At 42.0% G+C, this 19,051-nt stretch carries 14 protein-coding genes; 3 read left to right on the top strand and 11 right to left on the bottom strand.

Annotated features, from left to right (window positions below; genetic code table 11):
• The first annotated feature begins 131 nt into the window (after positions 1–131).
• Both tdh and ACIGBM_RS02035 read left to right on the top strand, forming a co-directional pair.
• The gene (tdh, locus tag ACIGBM_RS02030; RefSeq protein ID WP_296135314.1) at positions 132–1,157 is read left to right on the top strand and encodes an L-threonine 3-dehydrogenase; all 1,026 of its coding nucleotides are present in this window, start codon (positions 132–134) and stop codon (positions 1,155–1,157) included.
• A gap of 243 nt (positions 1,158–1,400) precedes the next feature.
• Positions 1,401–4,472, top strand: a complete 3,072-nt coding sequence (locus ACIGBM_RS02035) for an ATP-binding protein (protein WP_102083179.1) — start codon at positions 1,401–1,403, stop codon at positions 4,470–4,472.
• A 149-nt stretch (positions 4,473–4,621) separates the two neighbouring features.
• Here the strand turns inward: ACIGBM_RS02035 and ACIGBM_RS02040 are convergent, their stop codons facing one another.
• Positions 4,622–5,020 carry an ACT domain-containing protein gene (locus ACIGBM_RS02040; protein ID WP_102083178.1) on the bottom strand — a complete coding sequence of 133 codons (399 nt, stop codon included), beginning with the start codon at positions 5,018–5,020 and terminating at the stop codon, positions 4,622–4,624.
• 216 nt (positions 5,021–5,236) lie between these two features.
• Positions 5,237–9,253, bottom strand: coding sequence for a phosphoribosylformylglycinamidine synthase (purL, locus tag ACIGBM_RS02045; protein WP_397476580.1), 4,017 nt, complete (start codon positions 9,251–9,253; stop codon positions 5,237–5,239).
• Between the two features lie 483 nt (positions 9,254–9,736).
• Between purL and ACIGBM_RS02050 the strand changes: the two genes are divergently transcribed.
• A complete protein-coding gene (locus ACIGBM_RS02050; protein WP_057758090.1) occupies positions 9,737–10,231 on the top strand; it encodes a pyridoxamine 5'-phosphate oxidase family protein in 495 nt (164 codons plus the stop codon).
• A 101-nt stretch (positions 10,232–10,332) separates the two neighbouring features.
• Here the strand turns inward: ACIGBM_RS02050 and pgsA are convergent, their stop codons facing one another.
• The 9 genes from pgsA to ACIGBM_RS02095 all read right to left on the bottom strand — a co-directional run bounded on the left by pgsA (position 10,333) and on the right by ACIGBM_RS02095 (position 19,026).
• A complete protein-coding gene (pgsA, locus tag ACIGBM_RS02055) occupies positions 10,333–11,016 on the bottom strand; it encodes a CDP-diacylglycerol--glycerol-3-phosphate 3-phosphatidyltransferase (RefSeq protein WP_057758088.1) in 684 nt (227 codons plus the stop codon).
• A gap of 1,372 nt (positions 11,017–12,388) precedes the next feature.
• Positions 12,389–12,622 (bottom strand): hypothetical protein, encoded by a 234-nt coding sequence (locus ACIGBM_RS02060; protein ID WP_397476581.1) that lies wholly within the window; start codon positions 12,620–12,622, stop codon positions 12,389–12,391.
• Between the two features lie 845 nt (positions 12,623–13,467).
• On the bottom strand, positions 13,468–15,597 hold the full coding sequence (locus ACIGBM_RS02065; RefSeq protein WP_397476582.1) for a DUF3987 domain-containing protein: 2,130 nt from the start codon (positions 15,595–15,597) through the stop codon (positions 13,468–13,470).
• Between the two features lie 109 nt (positions 15,598–15,706).
• Complete coding sequence (locus ACIGBM_RS02070) at positions 15,707–16,288, bottom strand: hypothetical protein (protein ID WP_397476583.1); 582 nt, start codon at positions 16,286–16,288, stop codon at positions 15,707–15,709.
• Entirely contained in the window at positions 16,281–16,796 is a 516-nt protein-coding gene (locus ACIGBM_RS02075) for a hypothetical protein (RefSeq protein WP_397476584.1), read from the bottom strand. The genes ACIGBM_RS02070 and ACIGBM_RS02075 overlap by 8 nt, the downstream gene beginning before the upstream one ends.
• The gene (locus ACIGBM_RS02080) at positions 16,789–17,064 is read right to left on the bottom strand and encodes a hypothetical protein (protein ID WP_397476585.1); all 276 of its coding nucleotides are present in this window, start codon (positions 17,062–17,064) and stop codon (positions 16,789–16,791) included. The genes ACIGBM_RS02075 and ACIGBM_RS02080 overlap by 8 nt, the downstream gene beginning before the upstream one ends.
• Positions 17,061–17,315, bottom strand: coding sequence for a helix-turn-helix domain-containing protein (locus tag ACIGBM_RS02085; RefSeq protein WP_186475235.1), 255 nt, complete (start codon positions 17,313–17,315; stop codon positions 17,061–17,063). Before ACIGBM_RS02085 ends, ACIGBM_RS02080 begins: the two co-directional genes overlap by 4 nt.
• 3 nt (positions 17,316–17,318) lie before the next feature.
• Entirely contained in the window at positions 17,319–17,546 is a 228-nt protein-coding gene (locus ACIGBM_RS02090; protein ID WP_186475236.1) for an AlpA family transcriptional regulator, read from the bottom strand.
• A gap of 151 nt (positions 17,547–17,697) precedes the next feature.
• Positions 17,698–19,026, bottom strand: a complete 1,329-nt coding sequence (locus tag ACIGBM_RS02095; RefSeq protein WP_397476586.1) for a coiled-coil domain-containing protein — start codon at positions 19,024–19,026, stop codon at positions 17,698–17,700.
• Between the last annotated feature and the right edge of the window lie 25 nt (positions 19,027–19,051).

The raw sequence follows: 19,051 nt of genomic DNA on the forward strand, positions 1-19,051 counted from the left end.
TCAATATCTCGATATTATCTGCACTATTTTCCTCGTTTGACGGCAATTTATCTCATTTTTATCACCATTTTTAAAATGAGGACACCCCAGATTCAACCATAAAATATAATGCAGCTAAATAAGAGAAAACTATGAAAGCACTGGTTAAAGCTCATGCCGAAAAAGGCATCTGGATGCAAGACATGCCAGAACCAACGGTCGGCATCAATGACGTTAAAATAAAAATTAAAAAAACCGCCATCTGTGGCACAGATTTGCACATTTATAAGTGGGATGAGTGGTCACAAAAAACCATAAACACGCCGATGATTATCGGACATGAATACGTCGGTGTCATTAGTGAAATGGGCGATGGCGTCAAGCATCTTGAAGTAGGTGACCGAGTCACAGGCGAAGGCCATATCGCTTGCGGGCATTGCCGTAACTGCCGCCGTGGTAAGCTACATGTGTGCGAAAATACCATCGGCGTGGGCGTTGACCGCGATGGCGCGTTTGCCGAATATTTGGTGATACCTGCCGACAATGTCATCAAACTCGATGAGCGTATCAGCGATGAGATGGCCGCCATTATGGATCCCTTTGGCAACGCCACTCATACCGCTTTATCATTTCCTGTCCTTGGTGAAGATGTGCTAATCACGGGTGCAGGATTGATTGGTTCAATGGCAACGGCGATTTGCCGATTTGCCGGAGCACGTAACATTGTGGTCAGTGATATCAGTGATTATCGTCTAGAGCTTGCCAAAAAAATGGGCGCGACGATGACCATCAACCCAGCCAAGGGTGAAACCATCGAAGGTGCTATTGCTGAGTTAAAAATGCACGGTTTTGATATTGGGCTTGAGATGTCAGGCTCGCCTCAGGCCTTTGATTCGATGATTAGTAACATGTATAACGGCTCTAAAATTGCGCTCTTGGGCATTTTGCCTAACACTACCACGGTGGATTGGAGCAAGATTATTTTTAAGGCGTTAACCCTAAAAGGTATTTATGGGCGCGAGATGTGGGAGACGTGGTATCAGATGGAGCAAATGCTGATTAGCGGTATTGATTTGACACCAATCATTACCCATCGCATGCACATTGATGATTTTCAAGAAGGCTTTGATATCATGGAAAGTGGGCAATGCGGTAAGGTGATTTTAAGCTGGGATTGATTTTGGCGATTTAGTATTTGACGAGTCGTGATTAGGGTTTACATTGTCATGACTGATAAAACGGCACTGATTTCAGCGCCGTTTTTTTTGGATAATGAAAAGTAATGAGAAGGATAAAGTATAAATAGTTAGGTGAAAATATTTTTTATCCGTTAATCGTGCGTTTACGGTAAAATCAACCTATGTTGATAAATGATACAAAACTAAAACGTCTTACTTAAAAGATAATAAAAAGGACTTACCATGAGCGCAGGATTAATCAAACATCTAAGAAAGAAAACTGATGAAGACAGCAATACTAAAATATTGATGTCGCAATGGGAGTTTGATGAAAAGCTCGTCGGTAAGTCGCTCGAAAATGTGGGCAGTTATTACCCACACTTTAGTAGTCATAATGAATCCCACTCTCAGCAAATCCTCGTCAATATCGAGCGTCTGTTAGGTAGCAATATTGAAAAGCTGACAGCGACAGATACATGGTTAATTCTAGAAGCGGCGTACTGGCACGATATCGGTATGTTATTTAGTGCTGATGAAGTTCAAAAAGTTTTTGATGAAGATGACTTTAAAGAATATGTCGAAAGCCTAGCTAATGATAATACGCAAGACTTACATGAATTTGCCAAAGTCTGGCATAAAAATGGTTGGAACAAAGCTCTTGTTAATCATTCAGACCCACATACGGGCGTTGAAAAATATCGTCAAATGATAGCTGAATGGTATCGTCGTGGTCATGCCAAAAACTCAAATTCAGTGGTTTTAGATCCTTTTGAGAAACTTGGTATTAGCTCTCCTCGCACTGAACTACTTCCCAAACGTATTTATCGTTATCTTGGTCAAATATGCTGGGCGCATGGGCTTGGTTTTGAAGATTATGTGATGAAAACACTACCCTTCCGTCAAACGGGAATGGGTACAGAAAACTGTCACCCTCGTTTTGTCGCTTGCTTACTACGCTTAGGTGACTTATTTGATATTGATGACAACCGCTTTTGCCCTGTCATGTCTAAGCAAGCAGGGAATAATATGCCATCTCTTAGCAAAACACATGAACAGAAGCATCAAGCTATCCGTGAATTTCAGTTAGATAACGAAACTGTTAGCGTGACTGCTATCTGTAGTACAGAAATGGCATATATTGAATGTCGTAGATGGTTTGATATGATTCAGAGCGAAATTCAAGATCAAATGTCACAATGGAAAAATATCGTACCGCATCGTGATTTTGGCTTATTACCAACAATCAATAAACTCGATGTTGAAATGGATGGCTCAAAAATTTTGCTTAATGATAAACCAATGAGATTTTCATTGGATGAACGTAGCGCTATTGAGTTATTGCAAGGAAAAAACTTGTATGACGATGAAATTAACATTTACAGGGAGTTGTTTCAGAACGCTATCGATGCAACTTATATTAGAGTTTGGACTGAATTCGGAGATAACTCTCCTAAACCTAAGCTGAATAAACAGTCAAATCCATACAGTGAAGAGTTTTCGAATGTAATTCGAGATTATCCTATTTCTGTAAATTTCACTAAAATTAAAGATGAAGATAATTCAGATTATAGTATTTGGAAGTTTAGCATTAGCGATATGGGTACTGGAATTAGTATTAAAGATCTCGAATATATGCAAAAGATTGCTGGTTCTAGCAAAAATCTAGAAAGAAAGAAAATTATTAATGACATGCCATTGTCCATACGCCCTTCTGGTACATTTGGTATTGGTTTACATAGTGCTTTTCTCCTTTTAGAAGGGAACGAATCTCCATACAATAAGGTCTATATTGAAACGAGAAGTATTTTCGATAGTAATTCCTATAATATTGAAATGACTTCTCCAATTTCTAACAATCAAGGGTATTGCTTCATCGAGAAAATGGACAGCAATACTTCTAGAAATTTTGGTACTACATTATCTTTATATCTTAGGCTTAAAAGAAGAGGAATGAGATACAATTCGCATCTTTTTAATCCAAACGACGAAGAAAAATTAGTTGATGAAGTTCAAAACTCATATGATCCAATTGAGCAACCTATATTTGACTATTTACAAATAATAACTAAAATAGGTGATATTAAAGAGAAAATTATAAAAAATATTCCTGTATCAGTTAGTTTGAACAAGGATTTTAATAATTATGAAAGCATATCCCGTCATAAAGACGAATTGATATGGGATAGTAAATATAATTTATTTTTTGGAGTATTTAATTGTGAGAAAGTCAGTTTCCTAAAGGGTCCAAGTTATCGTCTAAATAATTTATTTAAAGGACAAAGTGTTGAGTCTTTAGCTAGTTTCTTCATAATGCCAATATTTATTGATTTTTACGGGTTCGACGCTAGAGATGCTCTACAGTTAGACAGAAATACGTGGAGAAAAGAGTTTCAGAAAAAAATGAATAGGAATGAGTATTTTGAAGATCTTATCGAGCATCTTTTAAAGAATCATTTAGAAGCTATTAGAAATCAGCTTAAAAACGATAAGTTTCTTAGCTCTATACTATCTATATTCAGTATAGAAGATCCTAGGATTAATAATGACTTATGGACTGAGCTATCTTTATTCGATGATTCAGAGGTTAAGTTCTCATCTGATCTCAAAGATAAGCACTCATTTAAGGAGCTATTAAAACTTTCTAAACTTGACATAATTAAAGTTAATTCCAAAAACAACCATAATTATATCAAGTTCAATGCTGATGGTTATAAAGAAACAATTATGACAACTGAGTTTAAAAAAGATTCAATTTGGACTAATAAGTTTTTAGAAAAATGGTATTTAAATTCAGGATATATGGTTAGCGACGAATCTAATAAAGACATGATTACATATAGCTTTAAAAAATCATCTAGAGTAGAAAATAATTTATTAATGCTATTATGCCAAAAATTTTTGAGTGATGACAACTCAAGAATGTCATTATCTAAGTCCAGTCTAAAACGTGTAAATTTGGACAAATTTATTTACCTCTGTTGCTTTAGTAAGGCTCACAAAAATATCTTTGGTAAAGATAATACAAGCGTTTCAGAGGAGTGCCTTCTACTACCTTTTACCAAGCTTTTCAAGAACGATAACAAATATCTTAATACTTACAATTTAGAGACTCTTATTGATTTAGTGTTTGAAGACTTGAAACAAGAAAACCTCTCATTGAAAAGAGATCAAGTCGAGAAATCTTATAAAGAAATTATAGTTTTAGTTGATGAAACGATGAAAGATGATATGTTATGGAAAGAGGCTCGCAAACGTGGGGAGGGTTTTGAACCACATAATATTTCTGAGCTACAAAAGAGGTATAATTTTAAATAGTGGCCTTAGTGTGGAAAATAACGTCCCTTACTTTTTAAAACTCCAAACACAAAGAAGGTGAGCATTACGCCCACCTTTTTTCATACCTAAAACAATTGTCTAAACTAACTCAGTTGATCCTAAAGAAGCAATTGAGAACGTCAAAAACTTTATATATTACTCAGCTCTTTTAACGCTGATAGCGCCTGCTCCGCTTTATCATTCGATACAAATATATGGTCATGATAATAGGCAGCGATCACATTGGCACTGATACCTTTTGAGGTCAGTTTGGTTGACACTGCTGCGGTTAGACCTACCGCTTCTAAACTTGAATGCACCGTCAGAGTGATTTGTCGAAACACGCCTTCGTAATGCAAACCCGCTTCGTCAGCTTTGTCTTTTGTCAAAACCAAAGTCAGCCCTTCTGTCTCCATAAACGTCGCTATTGGCGCTAGGTTTACGTATTCTGCTAGCTCCCCTTTTACAGTACAAAATACAAATAATTCATCAACCAGTGCTGGCTGCATCGAACTCAATAGCTCATTGATATCCGTAATTCCTGACATGTTATTAATCCTTATTTTGCTTAATACTAGTCTTTATTCACCGCAATTTTAACATGGGTGTCACCACCTATACTCGTGAAAGCACGGTATAAACGCTAGTCTTTATTTCCAAACACTCAACTCTTAAACACAAAAAAGGTGAGCCTAAGCCCACCTTTTTATTTTAAACAACAGCTATCTCAAACTATAAGCAATTGCTAGAGGTTTGAGTAGCGACTAGCGCAACCAAGCGCGAGCATTACGGAACATACGCATCCACGCGCCGTCTTCGTCCCACTCTTCTGGTTTCCAGCTATGGTTATAAGCTTTTAGGTTACGCTCAGGATGCGGCATCATGATAGTGACGCGACCATCAGTGCTACATAGACCCGTGACACCGCCGAGCGAACCGTTTGGATTGAGCGGATACGTCTCGGTTGGATGACCTTGGCTGTCGACATAACGCATCGCCAGCTGACCGTGTTTTGCCATACCGTCGATTTCGTTGTTGTCTAGTGTGGCATAGCCTTCACCATGCGCCACAGCGATTGGCAAGATACTGTCTTGCATGCCTTTGAACAGGATCGACTTGGTACGCTCAACTTTTACGTTGACCGTACGCGCTTCAAAACGAGCTGATTTGTTCGCGACGAAACGTGGGAAGTTTTCTGCACCTGGGATGAGGTCTTTTAACTGAGCCATCATCTGACAACCGTTACAGACACCCAAGCTAAAGGTATCAGGACGGGCAAAGAAGCGGACAAACTGCATGCGTAGCTCGTCATGGAACAAGATAGAGTTCGCCCAGCCAGAGCCAGCGCCCAGTACATCACCATAACTAAAGCCACCACAAGCGACCAGACCGTCGAAGTCACGTAGATTGATGCGACCATTTAGTAGATCACTCATGTGTACATCGACTGCTTCAAAGCCAGCTTGGGTAAAGCCTGCTGCCATCTCTGTCTGACCGTTGACGCCTTGCTCGCGGAGGATAGCGACTCTTGGCTTATTCTCGCGGCTTGCCAAGTATGGCTCTTCAACCTTTTGATTCAGATCAAAGTTCGGCGCAGCGATCAGACCTTTATGGCTCGCATTAGCAATCAAGTCATACTCTTGCTGTACGCACGCTGGATTGTCACGGCGACGCGCGATTTGATAGCTGACCTGCGTCCATGCTTGCTGTAATTCAGCACGGCTAAAGCGTAGAGTGTCGTCACCCATGAGCGTTGGCGTTTGGATCAGTAGGCTGTCTTCTTCCGAGCTTTGACCAACAAGGCTCAGCATATCAGCAACGTTAAACTCTTCTGCCAATTGCATGAGAGCAGCGACATTTTCTGGTAATACTTGAATCACCGCGCCCAGCTCTTCACTGAACAGCTGACCGAGTAAATTGTCGTCATTTAATGACAGCTTGATACCCTGACGGCTAGTGAACTGCATCTCAGCGATGGTTGCTAGTAAACCACCATCACCGATATCGTGATAAGCGCTGATGACGCCTTGCGCGTTACCCGCTTGGATAAAGTTAAAGAAGTCGATCAAGTCGCTCGGCTGCGCTAAATCTGGGCAGTCGTTGCCTAGTTGACTCAGCGTTTGCGCAAGGATTGAACCACCTAGACGCAATTTACCTTTTGACAAGTCAATACGATAGAACGCGCTGTCGCCATTGATTAGCTCAGGGGTTAGCGTTTTTGCGACGTCAACGACAGGGGCAAACGCAGTCACGACCAAGCTCATTGGCGACACAACGGACTTATCTTTATTTTCACTATTCTCGTTGGCATTGTCAGTCCAGTTAGCACGCATCGATAGCGAGTCTTTACCGACTGGGATAGCGATACCCAGTGCTGGGCAAAGCTCTTCACCAACGGCATGGACAGCATCGAACAATGCAGCATCTTCTACGTCATCACCACACGCTGCCATCCAGTTCGCTGACATCGTGATATCAGACAATTGAGCGATACGCGCACCAGCGATGTTGGTAATCGCTTCACCGACCGCTAGACGCGCCGAGGCTTTTGGACTGATAAGCGCAACAGGCGTACGCTCACCGACACTCATTGCTTCGCCAGTCATTGGCTGACCATCTAATGCCACTAAGCCAGAAGCCGTCACTGCACAATCTGATACAGGCACTTGATAGCGACCCACATATTGATCACGCACGACCATACCAGTGATAGAACGGTCACCGATACTAATCAAGAATGATTTGCTCGCCACGGTTGGGTGACGCAATACATCGGTGATTGATTCAGCTAGATTCACATCATCAAGCTCTAATGCTGGTAACGTGCTATCAGTACGCTCAAAGCTGCGTTGCATTTTCGGTGTACCGCCGAGCAGTACTTGCATCGGCATATCGACTGGTTGCTCTTCCAACAGCTCATCATCAACGATTAGCTGACGGATATCCGTCGCCTCGCCCAAGATAGCATATGGGCAGCGCTCACGGGCACAGATCGCATCGAACTGATCTTTGCTCTCTGGGCGAATCGCTAGCACATAACGCTCTTGCGCTTCGTTTGACCAGATGGCCATTGGTGACATGCCAGCTTCTAATGATGGAATCTTACGCAAGTTCAGATGCGCGCCCATTTCATGGTCATTGACCAGTTCTGGCATCGCATTAGACAGACCACCTGCCCCTACGTCATGTAGTGAAACGATTGGGTTGCCGTCTTTACTGTTATTGCTTACATCGACATCATCGCCCGCTAGTGCCCAGCAGCGATCAAGGACTTCTTGGCAACGACGCTCCATTTCAGCGTTATCGCGCTGAACTGAGGCAAAGTCTAAACCTTCATCAAGGTCACCACTATCGACTGACGATGCGGCACCGCCGCCCAGACCGATTTGCATCGCAGGGCCACCAAGGACGATTAGCAAATCGCCTTTTGTGATTGCATTTTTTTCAATCAGATTGCGTTTGATATTACCGTAACCACCTGCCAACATGATTGGCTTATGATAGCCGCGCATCTCGCTACCGTCTTTTTCCGCAGAGGTATCTAGCTGAAAACTACGGAAGTAACCGCATAGATTTGGACGACCAAATTCGTTTGAAAAATTGGCACTGCCTAACGGCGCTTCGGTCATAATCTCAAGGCTGGTTGCCATACGATCTGGCGTACCATAATCCTGTGTGCTCAATTGACCTGACTGCTCCCACTTTTCGCTAAGCTCTGGGATATGCAAATGTGACACGTGGAACCCTGTTAGACCCGCTTTTGGCTTACCGCCGCGGCCTGTCGCACCTTCGTCACGAATCTCACCGCCAGCACCTGTTGCCGCACCCGAATACGGAGCAATCGCTGTGGGGTGATTGTGCGTCTCAACTTTCATTAAGATATCGATGTTTTCTTGATGAAAGTCGTAAGGATGGATTGAGTTGGCATCCATCGCGTCAGTTGAGATAGGATAAAAACGCATGCCATCAGACCCTGCCATCACCGCAGCGTTGTCTTTATAGGCTGACAAGATACCTTGTGGATTCGACTGGTACGTGTTTTTAATCATTTGGAACAGTGACTTTGGCTGTATTTCGCCATCGACTGTCCACTGAGCATTAAAGATCTTATGACGGCAATGCTCTGAGTTGGCCTGTGCAAACATCATCAGCTCAACGTCAGTTGGGTTGCGTTTCAACTCATTGACATAGGCATTCATTAGATAGTCGATATCTTCACTTGATAACGCAAAGCCGAATTCTGTATTGGCTGATTCTAGCGCTGCCTGACCTTGTCCTATTACATCGATATGGTTCAATGAGGCTGGCGCTTGATCATCAAATAATTTGCTGACATCGCTCAAGTCATAAACCAAGCTCTGAGTCATACGGTCAAACAATAACTGCTCAGCGTCTACTGGTAGTTTTTCGCCTGCGTCACCGTCTGTTTTTTCATCGAGGGTTAACGTATAAACGACAACACGTTCAACACGATTGATCTCGATTTCACAGTTATTAAAGATATCTGTCGCTTTACTTGCCCATGGCGATATCGTACCAAAACGTGGCCCAACGATGACTTGTAATTGGTTGTCTTGCGGCGCATTTAGCGTTGCTGACTGGTCAACCGCCAGTAAATCTAGCGCTTTTTTATGTTCATCACCAGATAGCTCTCGTGATAGCACATACACTTGCTGTGTACTTATTTGACTGACATTTAGCTCGGTTTTTTGCTGAAACTGACTGATGAGTTGCTGCGTCTGAAAATCGGTAAGAAACGGTTGTCCGGCGATGGTCATCATAAAGGCATAATCCGTAAGATCAAGGCATCTCTGCCATGCTAAGTAAATGGTCTGGGTATTATAACAAGAAGACCTGTAATAAGCAGGTCTAAACCGAGATAAATTGCTGATAAGTTGCGTTCTATCGCGACTTACTATTTGCGAATCGATAATTCAAAAAATTATCTTTTATAAGTCGTTTTTGAATTATCCATCGAAAAATAGAACGCTCAAATCTACGCTGTCACAATTTTTACCTAACCTTCATATTCCTTACAAACACTCACATCGCATTACTGGGAACCTATATAAATCTAGGGTGACAACTCGGTATTCTAGTCTCAGTTGTTAAGGCGACGATGACGTTTAACTTTTAGATTTATTTAATGGTTAGACATATCTAGCCTAAAGAAAAATTACTATAAATAATCAACTGTTCAATTCGGCTAATTAAAACAACGCTATATAAGCCCAATTAAATCACTATAAAAAAGGAAATTTATTATGAGTAGACAAGACCATATCGATAAAGTACAAGAACTGGTAAAAGAAGTGAAATTTGCCATGATGACCACTCGTACTCACGAAGGCCATTTACATGCCTGCCCGATGACTACTAGTGAGACGAGCATTGGCGCAAAAGAGATTTGGTTCATTGGCGATAAGACTACCGAAACCATCAAAGATATCGAAAAAGACCCACAAGTAAACTTGGCCTATGTCAGTCAAGACTCGAAAGATTATGTCTCAATTAACGGTAAAGCAGAATTGGTAGAAGACCAAGAAAAGTTAGATGAACTATGGTCGCCAATTTATAATGCGTTTTATGAGCAAGGTAAAGAAGATCCAAACGTCCAGTTAATCAAAGTCGTCCCACATGGTGCAGAGTACTGGCTAAGCGGTAGCTCAGTAGTTAATATGTTCAAGATGACTACTGCTGCAGTAATGGATGGCAAAAAAGCGACCAACCTAGGTGAAAATAACTCAGTGACACTATAAGTCGTCTGATTTGTAGGCAGTAGAAAAAAAACGCCAGTGGCTAATGCGACTGGCGTTTTTTATTATCTAAATTTCGGGCTAATTACTTTCGTCTTATGCAGTTAACCGCTTTGCTTTAAATAAGGCCAAGCAGCTTTTAGATAAATCATCATCGACCATAGGGTAAGTATTACAGCGGCGACCATCAATACATAACCGATGGTTTCAAGCGACTGCCAGTTAAGGAGTAGTACGGTAATCGCTACCATCTGAAACGTGGTCTTTAATTTGCCAACATAAGATACCGCGACGCTAGTGCTTTTACCCAGCTCCGCCATCCATTCGCGTAATGCAGATACAGCGATTTCACGCGAGATAATGACGATAGCCGCTATCGCCATGATGATATTGGGATGCCACTGTACAAGGACAATGAGTGCGACAGCTACCATTAATTTGTCAGCGACAGGGTCCAAAAAGCGACCAAAGGCTGACATGACATTTAGTTTACGAGCAAAATAGCCATCGAGCCAATCGGTAATCGCGGCAATAATAAAGACGCCAGTCAATAATAAATGGCGCAACAAACTATCGCTAAACTCGCTCATCCCAACGCGCGCAATAACATTGTCTGAAATCGCAGGCATACCAATACCCATGGCTGGCGGCCAATAGGCAATCGCGACGAATAGCGGAATCATCAAGATACGCGCAATCGTAAGGTTGTTAGGCAAGTTAAAAATACTCTTGGTATTTTGCGAACTTGGCGGTTCTTCCTGCGTATGCAAATGCGTGCTGTCAGTCATGGCAAACCCAGTTTAATATGAACATAATAATGGCAGATAGCTTAGCATTTTTCGGACAAGGCGTCATGCCATCTCTGCAGCGATTAAGTTATCAAAGATATCAAGAAAGGTATCAAGGCTGACTAGATGACCTTCTATCGACATAAGGTATTGAAATTATTGAGAGCCTTTATGAATGATTTCACCATAAAGCTCCGCTACTTACTCTAAATATCAGTGCTTCATACCAGTCTTTGCGTCTTTTGGATTTTTACAACGTAATATACTGTAACCAAAACCGCCAGACAGCACTCAATTGCGCTATCATAGCGACTGTACCAGAACACTTGTACACTTAAATCAGTAGATGTAAATAGCTAAGTAAATATCTCCACCTATTGTATTGATAATTATTACCCTTATAAATAACAGTAGAGAGCACCAATAATTACAACAACTCTTGACCACGGCCTGTGTAGCTAATACATGACCCGTTTTCCTCAGCCCACAGTACCTCCTCTGTGGGCTTTTTTTTGGCTGGTAAACCATTGATTTATATATACTTATTATTTTTAATTAGTAAATTGACCACCAATTTGACCACCATTTGCTCAAAATTTTAATGTTTTGACCACCAATATTAATATAGTCATGACTGCCATTTACTTGACTGTGTTTTGAGTTTCAACATTTCTCGACACGGTAGGGCGGTGTAATTGTTCAGGACTTCGCAAGCGGTGACCGCAGCCATCTACATATTTTTACGACCGCGTAATTAAAAGTTTAGCCCCTTGACTTTCTGTTTTAACCTTACTTAACTTTTTAACCTGCTCACTTTAATCTGTTGTACGCTTTAGGGTATATGCTGCCAGTGTTCGGCGGTGGTGATCGCTTTAACTTCTTTTTGAAACGGTTTTTATTTTGTGTGTGTGAATGGTGGCGGTGTCCTCTGTCGATACGCTCAACACTAAAAATAGCGCCCCCCCTCGATACCTGTCCGAAAAGTCCCTTATGCTGCCTCGCGATACTTGTCGCGAAACTATCCAGCATGGGCAAAATATGCCCCGTGCGCGTACTGTTCCATAAACTACCCCTTAACGTGTCCAACAATTCATTTTTATCCGCTGCTTAAGATGTCCAAAAAGTCCCTTACGATACCTGTGCATAAAGTCCTTTTTTATGGACTCCAAAAACTACCCTCTACGATGTCCAAAAACCCCCTTTTATGGTGTATGAAAGCCCTAAAACGTGCTGTTATTCTCTTTTAAAGCAGTCCGAAAAACCACCCCTTTATGGACTCCGAAAACTCCTTTTTTATATTGCTCAAAAACCCCTGTAATTGGTGTCTGCCTCGCGTGCGCGCGCGATACTTGTCCATTAATTAGCTAAGCCCTTATACTGCATAGCTTTGTGACATTGGCAATGATGATTGATTACCTTGCAAAATGTTAGCATTTGTCAACATTAGGCGGCGTGTGATTTGGTTTTGAATGTAAGGTTTTATCAGGTTTTGAATAACAAGTTTTGACAAGTCGGTGCCTGCATTAATCGGTTTTGAATGTGAGGTTTTGTGAGGTTCTAACCTTGTGGTGATCTTGGGGTGATCCTCACGCGCGTACTGTTCCATAAACTACCCCTAACGTGTCCGAAAACCTATGGAAAACCTTAGTTTCTTTACACTATAAAAAGGGCTTGGCAGTGATCGCCTACGTTGTCCGAAAATTCACACGCTATCATGAGATAGGCTCAAAACTGAGCGCATCAATTTAGGTTTACAGCCCCTTATTAATTTGACGCTAAAATCACCTCTTAAACCATACCTAGCAAGCGTTTGCGCTTCATTCGTGTTTTAGTGATCCGTAAACACTGGTAAACCTAAATCATGCTTAACGCCCCCAGCTTTGGGGTTATCTATTTTACTTTGACGGCTCTATGCTGTTTTAGTGAGTCTATAACGCTGTAGGCTAATATGGTCATGCTTTGGGCTTAACTTACCCCATTGGGGGTTGGGCAATCGGTAAAACGTGGTAAAAGTAATTGCACGTTTAAACCTTAACATTTATTAACATGCTGCCAGTGCTCAAACTGGTTTGAATGTAAACAAATGACAACATGCAGCCCGTGATTATTGAGCGCCTAACCTTAGGTTTCCCTAAGGTTTTTGCAGTCCATAAAAAAAGGCAGACGATAAACGCCTGCCAATATAGTTTTATACCTGTAAAAAGTCGCTAAAGTTGCTAAAGTTCCCGTAAGCCTTATCAGCTATAGCCTGTAGCTTAGATTGCACCTGCTAAGGTGCTGCTAAAGTTGCTAAAGTTCCGCTAAAGTTAGCCATTCTTAGCTAAAGTTTAGCAAGTTTAGCAATGCTTAGCAGCGCACTACCTAAAGTTAAGCCCTTGACTGGCAAGGGCTAGATGAAGTTTAGCAAGTTTAGCAGCTTTTTAGGGGTAGCTATGTTATAGCTAAGGTTAGCTATTCATTAATTAGCTTTGGATTAATACACACTAAACGCCTGCGCCCCTCACTTTCTAGCCGAACATGCCCCATACTTTCAAGATCATCAAGTAAGCTATTAAGTTTCTTACCTCTTAGGGTATTGGGTGCGTTCTGTGACACAAACGACTTATTCAAGATAGGCGGATTTTTACCCCTCGCTTTATCTACTAGCCAGCTGCTTAACTTCTCACTGTCGTTCTGCTCACCTGTAGGCGTTGCATCAAGGTAGCGTAGGCGCTCGCTGGTTGAGTATTCCACAAGCATAAACGCCCGTTTAATATCATCAGTGGTGATTGCCTTACGTCCATCAAAGAACGCCATTAATGACGCTATACGGCTGGCGTTTTCTGCCATACGTGACGCATACGCTTTTAGATACTCCAACGGCTGCCCCTGTGCTTGTCTATCCTCTATCGCCTGTTTGAAGTCGTTAAAGACTTGCCTAGTCTGATTGTCTGCCCATTGCATCTTAATGCGCTGCGGTGTGCCTGTGCTGTCATTGGGTAGGCTGGCTGGTAATGGATCAAGTAAGCTCTGACAGCGTGACCAGTAGTCTATTAAGTAAGGGTTATCATACGGGCTGTCGTTATTGCGCTGCTCATCGTTCCATACTCGATGACCGCGTAAGTCCTCAGGGCAAGCAATCAAGGCACGGGCTAAAAACCCCTGTCCATTCATCACGGGGTCGGCTAGTGCTGGCTCTAATATCACGCGCTGCCCTTGTAGTAATAGCGTCATACGCACGTTGTAAGCGTCTGTGTGCGGTGTTGCATAGGCAGACTTTTGCGAACGTAAACGGGACACTTCACCATCACTGTATAGCGTTGTTAATGATGATAAGGCATTGCCTGCGGTATCACCTTTCATGGTATGACCATTAAAGAATTGGGCTGCTTCGTCTGTCGTCCATGACGCATTACTGATACTACCATCAATAAATTTATCGAGTATCGGCTCAATGGTTGCTTCTTTAAACATGGTCTTAGGGTTTTGGGGCTTTGGGTTGGACTCTAAGAAGTCGGCTAGCTCTTTACCTTTTAGGCTTGTCTTATCATTCTCCCATGATGACAGTTCAATAAGATAATCAGCATATAACTGCTTTTCATACTCACGTATTTTGAAGTGAGTTAAGCCCATAGCCTGTGACTTACCGCTACCACTTTCGCCCTCTGTGATTAATATTAAACTGGTCGGCATGTGCCCATGTCCCATTGGTGCATCAATAAACCGCTGCCCCATGTGTGCCAGTGCCCCTAAAACGCACTGACCTGCAATAGCTGTCGGTGCTTGCGTGTAGTGTGCCACTGCCTTAACAACGTGCTGTAGTAAGCCTGTAAACGCATCTATAGGGTATGGCGTGGGCTTGTTTGGGCTATTGGCTAATGGCTCAGGTTCGCCCCATATCTCAGCCTGTAGATCAAGTATGGCTGTATCATCAAGGGCTAGTATGTCCCTATAGCTTAGATTGCCATATTCTAAATGCTCTAAGACGTTTCTATCACTGGTAACAATGGCTTTTACGTTCTCACCTTTGAACGGCTTACAAACTTTGTCTTTTTGATCTAAGGTAGTAAAGATAGTCACGGGGTAGGCTTCGGCAAAATGACTAACCATGCTATTAAATAGCAGCTTATCAAGGCTTACCAGTAGCGTGACATTATCGGCTATGAGGTAGTAAGACAGCTTTACTACGTCCTCCAGTGGGTCATCAATCGCTATAAGCTCATTAACACTGTCTAACGTACCAATGATTAAGGCAGACGGCTGCATACGGTCAATGATTAACGGCTTATGATTGCTGTTAGGCGTGACACTGGCAAGGGTTACGGGTTGATCTTGGTTATTACTCAATACTAGCCCTATCGTGCCAGCTGTGGGCACTATCGTGCCTGTATCAATTCCTGTGGTTATGGTAATATCACTATCAAGGTGCAATAGCTTGTCTTGTACGCCTAACTGCTCACATAGGTTATAAAGATTAAGCAATATATTGTCGTCTGCCAGCCCTTGCCGTGTGGCTGCATCAAAACTATTCAGCAATTCCGTAAAGCCTGTGCTAGATGCACGGGCTTTTTCATGGGTGGCGGTTTGTAGTGTGGTGGTCATCTATTCCCCCTTGCGTGTGACTGTTTAGGCTGGCGCGTGGCTCTGTACTTCTTGTAGTAGCTTTTGCGCTTGGCGTGCTTACGGCTTTGCTTTGGTGGGTAGGTTTTCATTATTTACCCTCCTTACCGTAACCTGTCAGTGCTAGGGTGTCGTTGATACGCTCTAATTTTTCATATAGTAGGCTTGCCCATGTGTCGGTGGCATCATGTGCAAGGCGTGCCATTGCTGGGACTGTGTGCGTTTCTATCTTGTCATAGTGAATGAGTGCCAGTAATTGACCAACATCATACAAGGCAGTAGCAGCCCCGTTAATGTCACAAGCAATATCCCTTAGATCAAAAGCTGATAATAAAACCGCTTCTTTGTCGTCTGCTTCGGTGGTGTCGATAACTTTACGCTGGTTTGATTGGCTGCCATTGTATAGCGTGGCTATCGCTTGGCGGTTGGCTGGCGTGTCGTGGAATAACTGGGGCAGTGCGTAGCAGTCATCATGATAAGCCCTACCATCAGCGCGATATAGGCATTCAACACTACCAATATTGATAGTAAGACAGTCTTTTGACTTTTGGACTAGGGTATAAGTGCCATTACCCACAGACGGGCATAGCACGCTATCACCTGCCTTGAATGTGGCTGGTGTGTGGTTGGTAGTGGTTTGGGTGTTTGAGGTCGTACGGATTGATTTAGGCATGATTATGCCCTCCTATTAGATTAGTTAGTTTGTTGTCACCCATAAAAATAGGGTGACGGGTCTTAACTACCGCTAATAGACGGTTGAGCTTATTTACCGTAAAGGCTTTTGTATTAGGCTCTATCAACCCGTCATAGATGTTCGCACCAATAAAGGCGCTAAATATATGACGTGCCTGTATAAAGACAGACGTATTTTTATTCATGCCCGTAGTAGCTTGCTGGTTAGTAGTCAGGCAAGTTTTAGGCACAAAAATAGCCAATGAATGACGGCTTGGCTTAACCGCTATTAGTTTAGTAGTGTGGCTATGATAACCGCTGTTATCATCACTTGCAATCGGTTTTGCTTGTACTGGCTGGCAAGCTACCAATGACAGTAGCAAGCCAATACCTATCACCCATGCCATAAAGATGATAAATCTCAGTAGTAAGCCTCGTTTGTGGGGCTGGCTGTCGCTGTGCTGCCCGTGGTCGGCTTTTAGATTGGTTTTGGTGTCATTATTACTCATGGCTTTTCACCTCCACTGGTGGCATCACAATAAGCTGATCTAGCATCTCGCTAATATCGCTAGCTGATTGGCTATTGTGGAATAAAGCGCCTTGTATTGCAGTTATAACGCCTTTGCTTGCGTCATCATCTGCAATGATTGTATTAAGCGCCATTGATAGGTGTTCGCTATTGCTTGATAGGTCTTGTATGCGGTCATTAATGACAGACAGATAATAGCTATCTACTGCCACTAGGCGCGGCTCTAAAATGTCGTTTGATTGGCTCATGATTGCACCCCACTAGCGTTGTTATCGGTATCGGCTGGCGTGTCTATCCAGTAAATTTTGAACGTCTTACCATTGCGTTTGACTGTCTTATCTTGAATAACTACGCCTTGCGCTCTTAGCTCACTGATCCGCTGTAAAAAGCATGTGATTTGCCATAGATCAAAAGCCTCATAAGTAGATAGGCTGTTACCTGCCAGCATGTGATTATGGATAATCTGCTTATAGCTCTTTTTTGGTTGCCGTGTGTTCATGTCTTACACCTCGCTTGCTGAATGCTGACGATCAAGCCATGCCAATAGGTCGGCATTTTTAAATAACAAAATGCCGTTAATGTCGGTTGGTTTTGGGAATTTGTCCGCTTTCCACCAGCGGCGTAACGTTTGGTGGTGAACGCCTATGAGATCGGCGGCGGCTTTGATGCGCGTCTGCCCTTGTGGGTGTAAGGTGCTAGGGGTTTGGGGATTGTCTGCAATGTTTAGCATGATTGCTAACTCCTATGTAATGCCAGTGATTGGCGTTAGTAAGTGTTAGCAATATAGCTTTTTGATTGTTGGGTCAGGTAAGTGGGGTAAACAAAAAAATACCTTAGGTAAGCTACCTAAGGTATATATAAATCAAAGACTTACGGATAAATTATTTTTTAACCTCCTTTGGTCTTTGTCCTCCAAAATCCTTTAAAGGCGTTGTGATCTCTCTTAATCTTTTAACTGGGCTGCTTTCCGTGCTACTTTCATATCCTGTATTGCCATATATCCAATTATTCGCCATAGCAGAATGCGAGCCGCCGCCTACACCTTTGTTAATATATAAATCAATCCATAAGTTAATGGCGTGCTTTAAATCGGGGGCGTGTTCATTATGGCTTTCATCTAAGATGGTTTGCAAGGTGAGGTCATCGGCTGGCGCGTCTATCTTATTGCTTAGCTGCTCGTTAAGGACTGCATTATCGGCGTTCACTTTCTTAAGCTGCGCTTTGAGTTCTTTAATCTCGCTTTGGTTCTGCCTGTAAATGTCACTAGCTTTGTTCAATCTAGCGTTAAGTTTGTCATTTTCAGTTTTTAAACTGTCTAACTGTTTGAGCTTATCGTCATTAACTAATTTCACATGCTCAATAAAGTAATCATCATTATCATTGTCAGGTTGGATTGAGGTTATATAACTTTCTAGTTCTCGCTTTGAAAACCTAATCTCATCAGCTTCCATATGTGTTAGCTTCAATTTCTCAGCATCATCTAGGTTTGATGGTTTTTCAAAAAATAAGAATAAACCATCATCATAATCTACATATTCTCCAGTTTGCTTTTCCAACAATCTATAGATTTTAACTCCGTCGTTTGGTAGCTTCATGTAGTCATCAGAATTATAAACTTCCTCAGTTAGCAGTCTATATGTGAAGTAACTCGTTATAATTTCTGTATGTAAAGAATTATCGTGGCCACCTGTAAAGCTGCCAACATAGCCACTAAAATAAAAGCATGGAGTTATGAGCTTTTTTCTTGCTAAATCTCTTAGCTTTTTATAATCATAACTTGAAATATTAATGTCAGTATTGTGATTAAGAAAATCTAAAGCTTCACTTGATGTTAGGTAGTCGTCCTCACGATTTTTCTTATACTGACTAATATCATAAGTCCGCCCATAAACATCGTTAACTAAAGGGGTTTGCTTGTCGTCAAAAATACCGTGCTTTGTGATTGGCTCAAACGCTACTATATCGGACATTCGAAAGTAAGTTGTGTTTGCGTCATTACCTACGTTTACTAGGAAGCCATTATATTGGTAGAAATTATAATTCTCACCCATATAAAACACGGTGAGATGTTCATCAACATCATGGGCATTAAGATACTTTACTACATCATTAGGTTTGCTATTAGTTGCATTTGCCATTGCTTCTATTACATCTGCTACTAAAATATAATCATTTTTACGCGCTTCTAGTTCATCAATTAAGATACTCACATTCACACCCCTACACCCTTAATCA

This window comes from Psychrobacter sp. NPDC077938 (assembly GCF_044542635.1).
Lineage (GTDB): Bacteria > Pseudomonadota > Gammaproteobacteria > Pseudomonadales > Moraxellaceae > Psychrobacter.